We start from the raw sequence: 14,049 nt of genomic DNA, 5'->3' as shown, positions 1-14,049 counted from the left end.
ACCCTGATCCGAAACCGATTGCGCCCCGGCCGCATACGCCGCCGCCTCGCCCGCGCTGAAGGCCTCGGTGTGCTGCGGGCCGCGCGCCTGGCTCGCGTCGAGCGTTTCGGTGCCGTGCGGCGCGGCGGCGCTGCCCGCGGGTAGCACCTCGGTGGGCTGCGGGGTGTCCTGCGAGCCGAGCACCTCGGTGGACCGGTCGGCGTCCTGCGAGCCGAGCACCGTGGTGGGCTGCTCGGAGTCGCGCGGGCCCAGCACCTGCGTGGGCTGCTCGCCGGTCTCCTGCCACCATTCGTTGACGCCCGGATTCTGCTGGTCGGCGGCGGTGCCGTCGCCGAGCGCCTCGGTCTTCGGGTCGACATTGTCGTTGCCGGTGGGCTTCGAACTCATGGGGCCGATTGTTCCCGAGGTTTCTGTGTGAGTTCTGTGCTTCCCATGAGGTGTCGCGGCACTCGCCGTGGAATGTGACGTAACCCACAGCGTGTCGGCGTAGCCTGAGTGACATGGCTGGGAAGTCCGCGGCGGAGCCCGATCCGGAGCAGGGTTGGCAGGCGTTGCAGGAGTTGGCCGGTCGGCACGCCGGGTATTTCACGACCCGGCAGGTGCTGCGCACCGGATGTGAGAACCGGATCCGTGATGGTCTGCGGGACGGCACGGTGCTCCGGGCGGGGGTGGGTCTGCTGCGGCTGGGCGATTGGCCGGACGGCCCGCTCGACGAGTACGCCATGTGGTCGGCCTGGTTCGACGGCGCGGCGGCGGTGTCCCATCACAGTGCCGCGGAGCTGCACGGTCTGGGCCGACTACGCCCGCGCTTCGTGCACATGTCGGCCCGGGTGGGCCGTTTCCCGCTCTCGCCCCGGCTGGTGGTGCTGCGCCGGGCGTTCGCCCGCAACGACGTGGAGTCGGCGGGCACCTTCCTGGTTACCACGCCGCTGCGCACGGTGCTGGATCTGGCCGAGGCCGGGATCAGTCAGGCGGCACTGGACGAGGTGGTGGCCGACGCGGTCGCCATCCACCGCTGTGCGCGTTCCGAAATTCGTTCCGCCAGTGCGGCTTTACCGCCGCCGACGGCCGCCCGGCTGCATCGCGCGCTGACTCGTGTGTGACACCGGTCCTGACTGCGCCGATTTTCGAGTTTTGCCGCGCCGATATTCGTGGCATTGTCGTTGATCATGGGGTCGGTTGGTTATGGCGTGTGGGATCTGGCTTTTCCGCCCGGCCCGCCCGATCGCATCGCGGATATGGTCACGGCGGCCGTCGTCGCGGATGCCGTGCGCCCGTACGACGCGGATCTCGCGCAATCGGTGGAGACCAGCCGCGATTGGCGGCGCACCTATCACCGGGTCTTCCAGGGGATGACCGCGCTGGCGGTGAGTTCCCCGACGGTTTCGCGCGGTGTCGCCGACGCGGGTCTGCGGTCGGTGCGCACCATGCTGCGCTTCGCGGCCGGCCGCACGGTCGTCGCGCTGGGCGAGGTGGATGTGGCCGCCGCGGCGGCCAGCGTGGAACTCGGCACCGAGACCCTGACCGGGGCCGGTACGCCGGTGGCGCGCTTGGAGATTCCGTATCACGGCCGGGTGCTGGCCGATGGCGAACTGCGTGACCAGCTCGACGACTGGCAGCAGCGCGGCATCCTGGAACCGGGCTTCATCACCGCGGTGCGACAGGTCGTCGACCATCCGGAGTGGTTGCGGCTCCCCGGTTTCCGGCTCACGCTGCTCGGCGCGGGCGCGGAACTCGGTCCCCTGCAACCACTGCTGTCCTGGGGTGCGGAGTTGCTCGCCGTGGACCGGCCGGGCCGCGCGCGCTGGAGTCGGTTGCGCGAGCAGATCCGGGCCGGTGCGGGCACCGTGCGCTTCCCGGTGACCGAGGCCGGACCCGGCGTGGACATCGCGAGATCCTTTCCGGCGCTGGTGCGGTGGATTACCGCGCAGTCCGACGCGCGTCCCGCGCTGGGCCTGTACGCGAGCGCTCCCGGTTCGGCCGGTGTGCGCCTCGCCGCCGCCGCCGATGTGCTGACCGAAGCCCTGCTGCGCCGTGATCCGGCGACGGCTCTGGCCTTTCCCGGCTCCGCCACCGACTGCTACGCCGTCCCCGCCGACGTGGTCGCGGCCGCACGCGAACGCCTGTCGCAGGGCGGATTCCGGGGCGCGGCAAGGGGTTTCCTGCACCGTATCGCCCCGAGCTCGCTCTACAGCCCCAACTACACGGACCCGATCGTCGACGCCGAGGGCGAGTCCTGGGGCCTGTTCGACAATCTCCCGTTCCTGTCCGGTCCGGATTACGCTCTGGCGCAACGCCTTCCCCGCTGGCGCGCGGTCCTGGCCCGCGCCGCCGGGCACCCGGTCTCGTATACGGTGGCCCCACCCACCTGGACCGATCACCTGCGTGAGACACCGTGGCGACCGGCCGCCTACCGTGCCGTGTCCCGCTTCGGCATCGAGGTCTTCACGCCCGAAGCGGCCCGCACCCTGATGGCCGCCAAACTCGTCGCCGATCTGTTCGCCCCGCCCGCCGCCACCGCCAACCCCGAATCCCTCTTCACCGACGGTGCCGCGCACGGCGGCCTGTGGCGTCAGCCCTTCGCCCCGCGTTCCCTGGTGGCTCCCGCCACGGTGACCGGCTATATCGACGGGATCCGCGATTTCGGCGAGCGCCGCCTGCACCTGCGCTGAGCTGGTACCTGCGTGTCAGTCGAGCGGTGCGACCGCCGACCACGGCACGGTGAGGATGTTGTCGCGCAGGCGGCGGCGGTAGTGGCGGAGTGGGAAACCCTGCTGCCGCAACAGGTCCGAGGCGGCTCGCCAGCGGACGCGGGGTCCGTAGGGGGCCAGCGGCGCGGCGTGCGACCAGGCGCGGTCGGCGGCGGTGAGCAGGGTGTGGATGGGTTCGCCGGGAATGTTGCGGTGGATCAGGGCTTTCGGTAGTCGTTCGGCGATGTCGGAGGGCTGGTCGACGGTGAAGGGGTCCCAGGCGAGGGTGAGCGACAGCGGGCCGCTGCGGTCGAGGATCACGTAGGCGACGCGGCGGCCGAGCTCGTCGCAGGTGCCGTCGACGAGCAGCCCGTCCGGTTGCAGGCCGGACAGGATGGTCGACCAGGCTTCGGGGACAGCGGATTCCGGGTACTGGCGCAGGACGTTGAAGGCGCGCACCAGGATCGGGCGCAGGCCCGCCAATTCGAAACCGCCGCGGGCGAATTCGACGCCGTCCTGGCCGGGGACCACGCGGGCGGGGTCGATTTCCAGGCCGACGACCCGGATGTCGCGGCGGATGGTGCGCAGGCGGGCGGCGAGTTCGAGGGTGGTGACGGGGCTGGCGCCGTAGCCGAGGTCCACGATCAGCGGGTCGGGGGTGGCGCGCAGCCGGGTGATGATGTCGTCGTCGTGCGCCAGGCGGCGGTCGCTGCGGCGCAGCCGGTTGATGCCGGTGGTGCCGCGGGTGATGGTGCCGATGGGCGGCACCACCGTTCCGCGTCGGGTCAGCCGACGGGGTTCTGCTGGTCCAGCCACGTTTTCGTCACTTCCGCTTCGGCGCGGAAGAGGTCGATGAGGTTCACCAGCATGACCTGTTCGAGTTTGCGGCCGAAGAAGGGGATGTGCACCTCGGCGTGTGAGGAGGTGCGCAGGGTGCAGCCGGTCTCGGTGGGGAACAGGCGCATGGTGCCGCCGAGCGTGCCGGGGCCGCCGGGGATTTCGGCGGTGTACTCACCGGTGACCTCGGGGCCGAACGGCCCGTAGGTCTCGCGGCGGGTGATGATCATGTCCTTGCGCATGACGGCCTGTGCCATCTCGGGCAGGGATTCGCGCGGCAGCACGTGCCGCAGGGTCACGGTGATGCCGGAATCGCCGGAGTCGAGGCTGATGATGTCGTTCGGCGAGTATTTCCGCATCTCCTCGATGCGCGCGTCCCAGAGGTCGCGGTTCATGAGGGCCGCGTACACCTCTTTGGTGGTGTGCAGCGGATAGCGCGCGGAATAGTCCAGTCGACGAGGCACGATCGCTCAGATTACTGCGGGATTGCTCCCGTCAGTGCGAACTGAGCCAATTGTCGGTGAACTCGGCTTCGCGCTCGAGCAGTTCGGTGAGGTGCTGCTGGATGGCGGCCTCGATCTTCTTGCCGAAGAGCGGGATCTTCACGTCGATGCTGGCGTCCACCACGAAGCTGGAGCCCTTGTCGTCGCCGCTGACGGTGAGCGAGCCGTTGATGTTGGCGGGCGCGCCGTCCACGTGGGCCTCCACGGTGCCGCCGTTGCCGTGCCAGGTCTCGATGCGCGGGATGATCAGGCCGTTGGGCTTGATGTTGGTGATCTGCGCGGGCAGTTCGGAGGCCGGGATGGTCTGGGTCATCTCGACCCGGACGTTGTCACCGTCGATGCGCAGCGAGTCGATGCGGGCGTTGGGGCCGCCGACCGCTTCGATGCGGTCCTTCCAGTACTGCTCGTTGGCGAATGCCGCGCGCACGGCGGTCATCGAATGTGTGGAGTGCGCAGTGAAGGCCAGAGGTGTCGCCATGGTGCGACACGCTACCGTCTTTGCCGTGCGTACTTCTCGGGTGGTGGCGTTCGAACACGTGCGGGACCTGCTGGCAGGGACCGGGGCTCGGCTGCACGACGCGGTGCCGTTGGCGACCTTGACGACCCTGCGGGTGGGCGGTCCGGCCATCGTGGCGGAATGCCAGACCACGGAAGCGCTGGTGGCGACGGTGCGCGCGCTGGACGCGGCGGAGATTCCGGTGCTGCTGGTGGCGGGCGGCTCGAATCTGCTCATCGCCGACGCGGGATTTCCGGGCGTGGTGGTGCGCATCGCCACCCGGGATGTGGAGATCTGGGAGGGCCGGGTCGTCGCCGAGGCGGGCGCGGACTGGGACACGGTGGTCGCGGCGACCGTGGCCGAGGGGTTCGGCGGGCTGGAGTGCCTGTCCGGTATCCCGGGTTCCGCGGGTGCGACGCCGGTGCAGAATGTCGGCGCGTACGGGGTCGAGGTGGCGCAGCTATTGCGTCAGGTGCGTTTGCTGGATCGCAGGACGGGGGAGATCCGCTGGGTGCGGCCACAGGATCTGGGTTTCGGTTACCGCACCTCGGTGCTCAAGCATTCCGCTGACGCGGTGGTGCTGGCGGTCGAATTCGCCCTGCGTGCGGATGGTTCCAGTGCACCCCTGCGGTATCGGGAGCTGGCGGGTGCGTTCGGTGCGGAGGAGGGCGAGTCGCGTCCGGCCGCGCAGGTGCGCGCCGAGGTGCTGAGGCTGCGTGCGGGCAAGGGCATGGTGCTGGATCCGGCCGATCACGACACCTGGAGTGCGGGCTCGTTTTTCACCAATCCGGTCGTATCGGACAGCAAGGTGGCGGCGGTGCGGGAGGCGATCGCCACACATGTCGGCGCGGATGTGAATGTCCCCACCTGGCCCGTGGACGGCGGCGTGAAGTTCTCCGCGGGGTGGCTGATCGAGCGGGCCGGCTTCGCCAAGGGTTTCCCGGGCGACGAGGCTCCGGCCCGCCTGTCCACCAAACACACGCTGGCCCTGACCAATCGGGGTGCGGCCACCGCGGTCGATCTGACCGACCTCGCCCGCACGGTTCGCCAGGGAGTTGCCGAACGCTTCGGCATCGAGCTGGAACCGGAGCCGGTGACCGTCGGAGTCGCCCTGTAGCGCGTGGTCCGGGCCACTCCCGCCGCGACCTGGGCAGTCGGTTTGCCGGAGTAGGGTCGAGGAAGTGAGCAGACCTGGATTGTCCCGGCGGGTGGCCATTCGGACCGCACTGGTGGGATCAGCGGCGCTGGCGGCCGCGTGCGCGACCGACAACGACAGCACCCCCGGCAAAGAGCCCGGCCCCGTGGCGAAGGTGACCTTCGAGCCCGCCGACGCGGCGCAGGACATCAACCCGACCACCGCGGTCGCGGTCACCGTCACCGGCGGTCGCATCGACCAGGTGGCGCTCACCAACCCGAACGGCAAGCAGGTCACCGGCGACTTCAACGCCGACCGCAGCAAGTTCACCGCCGGCGAGCCGCTCGGCTACGGCATCACCTACACCTGGTCGGGCACCGCCGTGGGCACCGACAACAAGCCCGTGCCGATCGAGGGCACCTTCACCACCGTCAGCCCGAAGTCGACCAATCCGGCGACCGTGAACATCGGCGACAACCAGGAGGTCGGCATCGCCGCGCCGATCATCCTCCAGTTCAAGGGCCACATCGACGACAAGGCCGCGGTCGAGCGCGCGCTGACCGTCACCGCCACCCCGGCCAACGAGGGCGCGTGGGCGTGGCTGCCGGACAATATGGGCGGCTCGCGCGTGCACTGGCGGCCCAAGGAGTACTGGGTGCCGGGCACCACCGTGAAGGTGGGCGCGAAGCTCTACGGCGTCGACATGGGCGAGGGCGCTTTCGGCGATTCGGACCTGACCGTCGACTTCACCATCGGCCGCGCGCAGATCGTGCAGGCCCCGGCGCAGTCGCATCGCATCCAGGTGGTGCGCGAGGGCCAGACGGTCTTCGACTTCCCGTGCAGTTACGGCGAGGGCAACGAGGACCGCAATGTGACCCGCTCCGGCATCCACGTGGTGTCGGAGAAGTACGAGGATTTCCTGATGTCGAATCCGCCGTACTACACGAATGTGCGGGAACGCTGGGCGGTGCGCATCTCCAACAATGGCGAGTTCATTCACGCCAATCCGGAATCGGCTGCCGCGCAGGGCAATACGAATGTCACCAACGGCTGCATCAATCTGTCCACCGCGGACGCGCAACAGTACTTCCCGACCGCGATGTACGGCGACCCGGTCGAGGTGACCGGCACCCGCATCCAGCTCTCGGCCGCCGACGGCGACATCTACGACTGGACCATCGACTGGCCGACCTGGCTGAGCATGTCCGCGCTCCAGGGCGAACCCAAATCGGTCGTTTCGGCCACGCCGCTGGCGCCGCAGGCCCCCGGCGGAAGTCGCTGACACACGCTGTCACAGCACCGAAGTCGGACTTCCCCCGACCGCAAACCGATGATCGGGTTATCGTTTGCGGCGAGTGGACTAGTGGCGGAGAGGTCGGTTGGTGGTTGCGGGTTGGTCGGTTTCGGCGGCAATGCAGGACACACGTCCGCTGAGCCCCTCGGAACGCTGGTTCTGGCTCATCGACAACATCTCGCCCTCGAATTGCAGTGGGCGAGTACGCATTCACGGGCGGGTGACGTTACGGCAGCTGGAACGCGCCGCCGACGCCCTGCTGGACGAGTACCCGCTGCTGCGTTCGGGTGTGCGGGACATGCACGGCAGCAACCCGGAGATCGCGCCGGTGCCGGATCCGGAGATTCCGGTGTTCCGGCTGCCCGCGCGCGCGTCGGGGGCGTGGCTGCACGCGCTCAACTCGGAGATGGCGACACCGTTCGAGGTGGGTGAGGGCCTGGCCCGCATCATCGACGTGGTGAGCCGCGAGGACACCTCCGGTGAATACCACGACATCATCCTGACGATCTCACATGTGATCGCGGACGGTCGCTCGCTCATGGCGGTGCTGCGCAAACTGGTGGAATACGCTGCGGCGGAACCGGATGCGGAGCCGGTGGCCAAGCGGGCCCCCGTCCCGCCCGCGGACGATCTGATCCCGCAGGGCGCGCGCGGGTTCTGGCGGTACGCCTACCTCACCCTCACCGATCAGGTGTCCGGCCGGCTGCGCAAACCACGGCGGCTCGGCGAGATGTCGGTGGTGCCGCTGGAGGAACGCCGCACCCGGGTCGTGCACCGGGTGCTCGACGGCGCACGGCTGCGCGCTCTGGTCGAGGACTGCAAGAAGTCCGAGGTGTCGGTGCACGGCGCGCTGGCGGGCGCGGTGGCGCTGGCCATCGGCGACACCGTGAATCCGGGCGCGCCGGGCGTGGCGGGCATCGGCTCGCCCGTCGACTTCCGCGACGAACTCGACCCCGCCCCGGACGCCGACGAAATCGGCATCTACGCACCGGTTCTCGCGGGCTTCGTGAAATTCGGCCCGGCCGAGTCGCTGTGGAAGGCGGCGCGGTCGGTGAAGCAGCAGCTGGATCGCGGCGTGAAGCAGCGGCGGCATCTGGCCACCATGTCCGGGATGCGGTACGGGACGCCCAAGACCATGGAATCCGCGCGCAAGACCATCGAGATGGTGGATCGGCGCGCCACCTGGAATGTGTCGGTCACCAATCTGGGCCGGGTGGAGTTCCCGGTGGCGGTGGGATCCTGGCAGATCTCGGATCTCACCTTCGGCGCGTCGAATTCGTGTGTCAGCGGACTGACGGTCGCGGTGGTGACCGCGCACGACGAAATGGCGCTCGGATTCTGCTACGTGGACGGCGTGCTGTCGGCCGGCGAGGCGGAAGCCTTCGCGGACCGGGTGCTGGCGCGACTGGAGGACCGCCCGGAATCCTGGGCGTGACCGACCGGCGCGCCGAGCGCCGTCGCGGTGATCAGGCGAGCGCGCCGCGCAACGCGGCCCGATCGGGTTTGCGGGTCCGGCCGCTGACCGGGATCTCCGCGACCACGACGATATCGTCGGGGAGCGCGGAAATGTCCATGACGCCGGGCAATTCGCGGCGCAGCCGGGCCACGATATCGGTGCTGCCCGGTTCGGCGACCACCGCGAGCACGATCCGCTCGTCACCGACTTCGTCAGGGAGACCGACCATGACGGCCTGCCGCACGCCCTCGATACCGGCGATGGCGGGTTCGTAGAGGCCGGGGTAGATGTTGGTCTTCCCGCGAATCATCATGTCCTTCTTGCGGCCCATGAGAATCACGGTGTCGCCCTCGAACCGGGCGAGGTCGCCGGTGGCGATTTCGCGCAGTGCGGGTTCGCCGAGATATCCGCTGCACAGATTGGGTCCGGAGAGGATGAGTTCGCCGTCTTCGGCGATGCGGGCGCGCACGCCGGGCACCGGTGGGCCGAGTGGATCGCCCGCACCGGCGAAGGCGAGTTTCGCGGAGCCGGAAGTCATTGCCACGGGCAGGATTTCAGTCATGCCGTAGATGGCGAGGAATTCGCTGTCCGGTAGTGCGGCGCGGGCTCGCCGCAGCAGGGCGGTGGTCACGGGTGCGCCGCCGAGCGAGATCTCCCGCAGTCGCCCGGGCGGCCGCAGCCGGCCTTCCTCCAGGGCGGTGAGCACCACCGCCAGATCGGCGGGCGTGAAGAAGGCATGGGTGGCGTCGTCCAGCGCGCGGGCGAATCCGATCGGGTCGATATGGGTACCGAACCGGGGATATCGCGGCATGGACCACCGCGCGCCCGCCATCAACGCGGGCAGCCCCATCATCAGTTGTTCGGTGCACAGGTGCGCGTCCGGTCCGAGCGTGGTCCGCCCGGCCATGGCCGCCAGCCCCGCGCCGAGCGAACCGCGCGTGTGCACAACGGCTTTCGGTGCGGCAGTGGTGCCCGAGGTGAATACGATCAACGCTTCGGCCTCCGGGTCGGCGATGGTCGTCGCCGTTCCCTGGGAACGCTCGTGCCGCAGCAGTTGCCGAACCGGGATGGAACCGGAAGGTGTTCCGGGCAAACGCCATCCGCTGTGGATGTGGCGAACCGGCAGCCGCCCGAACGCGGGCAGCGACAGCCCGAGTGCGCGCCCGATCCGGTGCAGCGGCCCGCTCAGCAGATACAGCAGGGATTCCGTTGCCGCCCAGGCGGGTTGGACGAGTCCGATCCGCTTCGCGAACAGCTCCGGCCCGACCCCCGGATCCACGAACACGATGGTGCCGCCCGCCGCGATGGTGCCGAACACCAGCACCACCGCGTCCACGCACGGCCGGATGGAGAACAGCAGCCGATCTCCGGGCCGGAAACCACTGTCGTGCAGCCGGTTCGCCACCCCGGCGATGCGGTCGGTGAGCTCCGCGTACGTGAGCGGGGCCGCGCCGACCATGCCGAGCGCGGGCGCGTCGGGCTGTAGCCGAGCCCGTTCTCGGAGCAGTTCGAGAAAGTCGGCGGCGAGCGCCTGCTTTTGCCCGGAATCCACACCGCCTCCATCGCTCACCGGATATCCACCTGCTCGGGCTTGTACCGGTGGTCGGCGTACCACTCCAGCGTGCGGCGCACGCCCCAGGCGCGCACGCGGCGGTTGGACCCGTAGACGCGCACATCGCGGCGCAGGCCGTAGTCGGTGGTGAGCATGCGGACGGCGTTCACCAGGGCGCGGTCCTCGTGCAGTTCCTCGATGGCGGTGCGCGGGAATCCGCCTGCCGCCTCGTACAGTTCGGCGGTGATGGCCATATTGCAGCCGGGGGTCATGACGTACGGCCCGAGGTAGCGCGGATCCTGGTTGCCGGGCCGGAACTTTCCGAAGGTGGAGGCGATTTCCAGTGCGGCCCTGATGATCTGGCGGTCGATCCAGCGCACGTCCTCGTCGGTGCGGGGGACGAGCTGCCCGCTCACCAGGCGCAGTCCGGAGTCGAAGGCGGCGTGGATGCGGGTGGTCCAGTCGGGTGCGGGCAGGCAGTCGGCGTCGGTGCGGGCCAGTCGCTGTGCCCCGGCGGCGATGGCGTGCCGCATGCCGGTGTCGGCGGCCGCGCCGGTGCCCTTGCGCTGTTCGGTGATCACCTCGATGCGCATGGCCGGGTGCGCGTCGGCGAAGGCGCGCACCATCTTCGGGGTGGCGTCGGTGGAGTCGTTGTCGACGATGACGAGGGTGAAGTTCGGATCGTGCTGTGCGGCCAGGGCTTCCAAGGTGGCGGTGATGCCCTGCTCCTCGTTGTAGGCGGGCACGATCACCCAGAGGCTGGTCACGATGGGGGTCTCCCGGTGTGGGCTCACGGTAGTCGGTAGGCGATGGCCGAGGCCGAGGGTCCGGCTCCGGCGGCGACGAACAGCGCCAGGTCGGCGTCGTCGAGTCGTCCGTTGTCGCGGGCCGCCAGATAGGCGGCGGGCAGCGCCGAGGTGTGTGCGTCGCCCTCGGTGTCGTCGGTGCAGATGGCGGTGGCGGGCAGCCCGAGGCGTTGCGCGAGCAGCTGCGGGAAGTCCGGGGTGGACCTGTTGCACAGCAGCACGATTCGCTCCGGAGCCGCATCCGCGACGTCGAGCGCTTCGCTCGCCGCGCTCGCCGCGTGGTGCAGCAGTTCGTCCACCGTGTCGGTGGAGCGGTCGACGATGATGCTGGAGCGTCCGGTGACTCCCATATCCGGCAGCCGCACGAATCCGGCCGCGGTGGTGCGCCCGTCCGTCGCGCTGACGTGCAGTGCGCCGAACCCGGCGGGTCCGTCGCGCTTCTCCAGCACGAGCGCCGCCCCGACCGGCTTGATCGGGAAACCGCGTTGCGGCGCGGTCGATTTCGAGGGATGCGCGTCGCCGGAGACGACCACCACCCGGTGCACGGTCGGCGCTTCCAGCAGCGCCTGGCTCACCTGCACGGCGTTGAGCACGCCGGAGGCCCCGTTCATGAGGTCGAAGGACAGGCACGGCGTATCGCCGGTGCGGTATTCGAGTCCGATACCGGCCTGCTGCTGGATGAGCGCGGACATGGCCGGTTCCACCATGTTCCAGTCCCGGTAGACGCCGGTGTTGATGAGCGCGTCGATCTGTTCGGGGGTCGCGCCCGCTTCCGCGATGGCGCGCCGGGTGGCCGCTGCGGCCTGTTCGATGGAAGAGCCTCCGCCGGTTTCCACGGCTACGGCCGAAATGACGATTCCCATATGCCTCACACCCGCAGTTCGCCGAGAGTCACCGACAGAAACCCGGCTACGACACCGGAGGCGGCGGGCACCATCAGTACTTTCGCTCCGGAACCTATCCGCTGTTGTTTCACCGCGTCGTGCAATACCACGAAATGCGAGGTGGATGCGGTGTTGCCGTATCGCTCCAGCACGGCCGAGGAGGGCGGCATGGCGGCGTCGAATTCCCGTTCCGCTATCTTGTTGATCAATTCCACTGCGGGGCCGCTGAATTGATGATGGATCATATGGTCGTAGCCCTCGGTGGTGAAGTCGCTGCCGCGTTCGGCGAGGAAGTCGCGCTGGCGGGTGGTCCACAGCAGATACCGGGACTCGTTGTGCATGGCGCGATTATCGGTGTACAGCGCGATTCCGCTGCTGCGGTCACTGGGCATGCCCAGGCAGAGCTGCGCGAACGCGGCGCTGGTATTCAACTCGATGTAGTCGATGCCCTCGCTGTCGGTGCCCTGGTCGTCGAGTAGTACGGCGGCCGCGCCGTCGCCGACGGTCAGCGACGCGAACTGCGGATCGTATTTCTCCGACATCTCCCGTACCGCGGTATCGGCGATGGGCGTGATGTATTCCCCGGACACCACGAGCCCGCGTTTCACGATTCCCGCACGAATCATGCGGTCCAGCACCAGAACTCCGGTCAGCATGCCGGCGCAGGCATTCGACACGTCGAAGTGGACGGCCCTGTGCGCGCCGAGTTCATTGCGCAGTGCGAGGGCGAAGGACGGTTCCACCCAGAATTCCTCGCCGCGGATGCGGGTGATGGAGCAGGAGATGACGATGTCCAGATCCGTGGCGTCGTAGCGGGATCCGGCGAGGGCCGTGCGGGCGGCGGCGAGCGCCACGGTGAACGAGTCCTCGGGCTGTCCGTGCTCGTCCATGTCGCAGCGGCGGCGGTGTTTCACCCCGCTGACGCGTTCCAGGTCGATGGGCGATTCGATGGCGAGCTGTGCGAGCAGCTCGTCGGTCGAGACTTCCTTACCGGGCAGATATGATCCCAGCGCTTCGATACGTGGTCGAACCATGTGCACTACTCTCCAAGCGGCCCCCCGGTTGCGGTGACCGTAGCAGTGCCCAAATTCCTGTAGTGAAAAATACTCAGTTCACACTGTGTGAGCTGAACTACATTGCAGCGCAACACCGATAGCGCTGGAGTCCCGATGTTCCTGAACCCCGCCGCCCGCCACGAACTCGCCCTGCTCGCCGCCGGACAACCCTGGCTGCCCGCCCTGCTGCTCGCGGGCCGCGCCGCCCGGCCGATCCGCAAGATCCCGAAACTCGGCTGGTTCGTCGCCGACCCCCTCGTCGCCCGGCAGATCTACAACGACAGCGCGCACTTCAGCATCGTCTCCGAGGGCGCGGCCGGGCACTGGTGGGCGCAGGTGGTCGGGGAGTGGGTGGAGGACCTCTTCGAGGGGCCCGGCCACACCGAACTCCGCACCCGGGTGCGAGACCTGTTCGCCGCCAAGCACACCGACGACCTGGTGCACCGGGTCATCGGAGACGCGCTGCAGCAGCTCACCGTCGACCTGGACGCGGGCCGCACCGTCGACATCGCCGAGCGGGCGCGGGTCCTGGTGGGCCGCAGCGTCTCCGATCTGGTCGGCATGACGCCCGCCGATATCGCGGCCGTCTTCGAACTCGCCGACCACGGCGACGATCCGGACGAGCCCTTCCGGATCCTCTTCGACCACGTGGAGGAACTGGTGAACCTGGCCATGGGCACCATGGCCTCCACTACGCTCGACCCGGTGGCCGTCGCGCGGGCGCGCACCCTGGCCGGGAAACTCGCGATCTCGGTCCCGGCCGCCTACGAGCGCGCGGACGCGAACACCACCCTCGGCCGCTGCCGCGAACTCGGGCTGCCCCTCCAGCACGCCTCCGGCCTGGCCATTCTCATGGCGGTCGCCGGGACCGACACCCTGGCCAGCGCCATGACCCGGATGGTCGCCCTACTGCACGACAGCGGTGAACAGCACGCGTTGCTGGCCGCGCCGGAGCGCCTCCCGGACGCGGTGCGGGAGGCCCTGCGCGTCACCAGTCCCGCGTACCTGGTCGGGCGTTCCGTCACCGCCGATGTGGAGGTGGCCGGGCGGCAGCTGCGGGCGGGGGAGCACGTCAAGATCCTGACCTGGTCGATCACCAATGCCGTCGGCGATTTCCGGGTGCACCGCGACTATGTCGCGCAGACCCGGCAGCTCTGGTTCGGCGGCGGCAGGCACCTGTGTCTCGGTGCGCAGCTGGTGCATTCGGAGCTGACCGGGCTGCTGGACGCGCTCACGGCGGCGGGCAGACCGTTCGAGGTCGTCGAACGGCGTTACCGCCGAAAGGTTTTCATCCCGACCTACGAAACCCTGCGGATCCGCCTGGCCGGGTGACACCCTGCC

13 protein-coding genes are annotated in these 14,049 nt (G+C 69.2%); 6 read left to right on the top strand and 7 right to left on the bottom strand.

The features are described 5' to 3' along the window. Window positions 1-500 precede the first annotated feature (500 nt). Window positions 501-1,103, top strand: a complete 603-nt coding sequence (locus tag JK358_RS15260) for a type IV toxin-antitoxin system AbiEi family antitoxin domain-containing protein (protein ID WP_201948102.1) — start codon at window positions 501-503, stop codon at window positions 1,101-1,103. 66 nt (window positions 1,104-1,169) lie between these two features. Continuing rightward, entirely contained in the window at window positions 1,170-2,672 is a 1,503-nt protein-coding gene (locus tag JK358_RS15255; RefSeq protein WP_201948101.1) for a hypothetical protein, read from the top strand. A 15-nt stretch (window positions 2,673-2,687) separates the two neighbouring features. On the opposite strand, the gene JK358_RS15250 is transcribed toward JK358_RS15255, so the two are convergent. From JK358_RS15250 to JK358_RS15240, 3 genes are read right to left on the bottom strand one after another with little or no spacing between them, the layout of a single operon-like run. Continuing rightward, on the bottom strand, window positions 2,688-3,461 hold the full coding sequence (locus JK358_RS15250; protein ID WP_201948422.1) for a class I SAM-dependent methyltransferase: 774 nt from the start codon (window positions 3,459-3,461) through the stop codon (window positions 2,688-2,690). Window positions 3,462-3,475: 14 nt separating this feature from the next. Then, window positions 3,476-3,991 (bottom strand): DUF2505 domain-containing protein, encoded by a 516-nt coding sequence (locus tag JK358_RS15245; protein ID WP_201948098.1) that lies wholly within the window; start codon window positions 3,989-3,991, stop codon window positions 3,476-3,478. 31 nt (window positions 3,992-4,022) lie between these two features. Then, the gene (locus JK358_RS15240; protein WP_201948096.1) at window positions 4,023-4,508 is read right to left on the bottom strand and encodes a DUF2505 domain-containing protein; all 486 of its coding nucleotides are present in this window, start codon (window positions 4,506-4,508) and stop codon (window positions 4,023-4,025) included. Window positions 4,509-4,599: 91 nt separating this feature from the next. Between JK358_RS15240 and JK358_RS15235 the strand changes: the two genes are divergently transcribed. From JK358_RS15235 to JK358_RS15225, 3 genes are all read left to right on the top strand, one after another. Continuing rightward, window positions 4,600-5,643, top strand: coding sequence for a UDP-N-acetylmuramate dehydrogenase (locus JK358_RS15235; protein WP_232851364.1), 1,044 nt, complete (start codon window positions 4,600-4,602; stop codon window positions 5,641-5,643). Window positions 5,644-5,707: 64 nt separating this feature from the next. Continuing rightward, window positions 5,708-6,943, top strand: coding sequence for a L,D-transpeptidase (locus tag JK358_RS15230; protein WP_372440669.1), 1,236 nt, complete (start codon window positions 5,708-5,710; stop codon window positions 6,941-6,943). A gap of 130 nt (window positions 6,944-7,073) precedes the next feature. After that, the gene (locus JK358_RS15225) at window positions 7,074-8,390 is read left to right on the top strand and encodes a phthiocerol/phthiodiolone dimycocerosyl transferase family protein (RefSeq protein WP_201948091.1); all 1,317 of its coding nucleotides are present in this window, start codon (window positions 7,074-7,076) and stop codon (window positions 8,388-8,390) included. 31 nt (window positions 8,391-8,421) lie between these two features. Here JK358_RS15225 and JK358_RS15220 read toward each other — a convergent pair whose 3' ends face one another. The 4 genes from JK358_RS15220 to JK358_RS15205 are packed head-to-tail and all read right to left on the bottom strand — an operon-like array spanning window position 8,422 to window position 12,687. Beyond that, a complete protein-coding gene (locus tag JK358_RS15220; RefSeq protein WP_307817532.1) occupies window positions 8,422-9,963 on the bottom strand; it encodes a class I adenylate-forming enzyme family protein in 1,542 nt (513 codons plus the stop codon). A 14-nt stretch (window positions 9,964-9,977) separates the two neighbouring features. Beyond that, entirely contained in the window at window positions 9,978-10,757 is a 780-nt protein-coding gene (locus JK358_RS15215; RefSeq protein ID WP_504739712.1) for a glycosyltransferase family 2 protein, read from the bottom strand. Beyond that, a complete protein-coding gene (locus tag JK358_RS15210; protein WP_201948089.1) occupies window positions 10,754-11,632 on the bottom strand; it encodes a beta-ketoacyl-[acyl-carrier-protein] synthase family protein in 879 nt (292 codons plus the stop codon). Before JK358_RS15210 ends, JK358_RS15215 begins: the two co-directional genes overlap by 4 nt. A gap of 5 nt (window positions 11,633-11,637) precedes the next feature. After that, window positions 11,638-12,687: a 3-oxoacyl-ACP synthase III family protein gene (locus JK358_RS15205; protein WP_201948087.1), complete on the bottom strand. Its 1,050-nt coding sequence runs from the start codon at window positions 12,685-12,687 to the stop codon at window positions 11,638-11,640. A 135-nt stretch (window positions 12,688-12,822) separates the two neighbouring features. Between JK358_RS15205 and JK358_RS15200 the strand changes: the two genes are divergently transcribed. Beyond that, the gene (locus JK358_RS15200; protein WP_232851284.1) at window positions 12,823-14,040 is read left to right on the top strand and encodes a cytochrome P450; all 1,218 of its coding nucleotides are present in this window, start codon (window positions 12,823-12,825) and stop codon (window positions 14,038-14,040) included. The last annotated feature ends 9 nt before the right edge of the window (window positions 14,041-14,049 follow it).

Origin of the sequence: Nocardia acididurans (genome assembly GCF_016741815.1) — a bacterium.
Classification (GTDB): Bacteria; Actinomycetota; Actinomycetes; order Mycobacteriales; family Mycobacteriaceae; genus Nocardia; species Nocardia acididurans.
The sequence above is the reverse complement of the archived record's forward strand: the minus strand, read 5'-3'. Positions and strand labels throughout refer to the sequence as shown.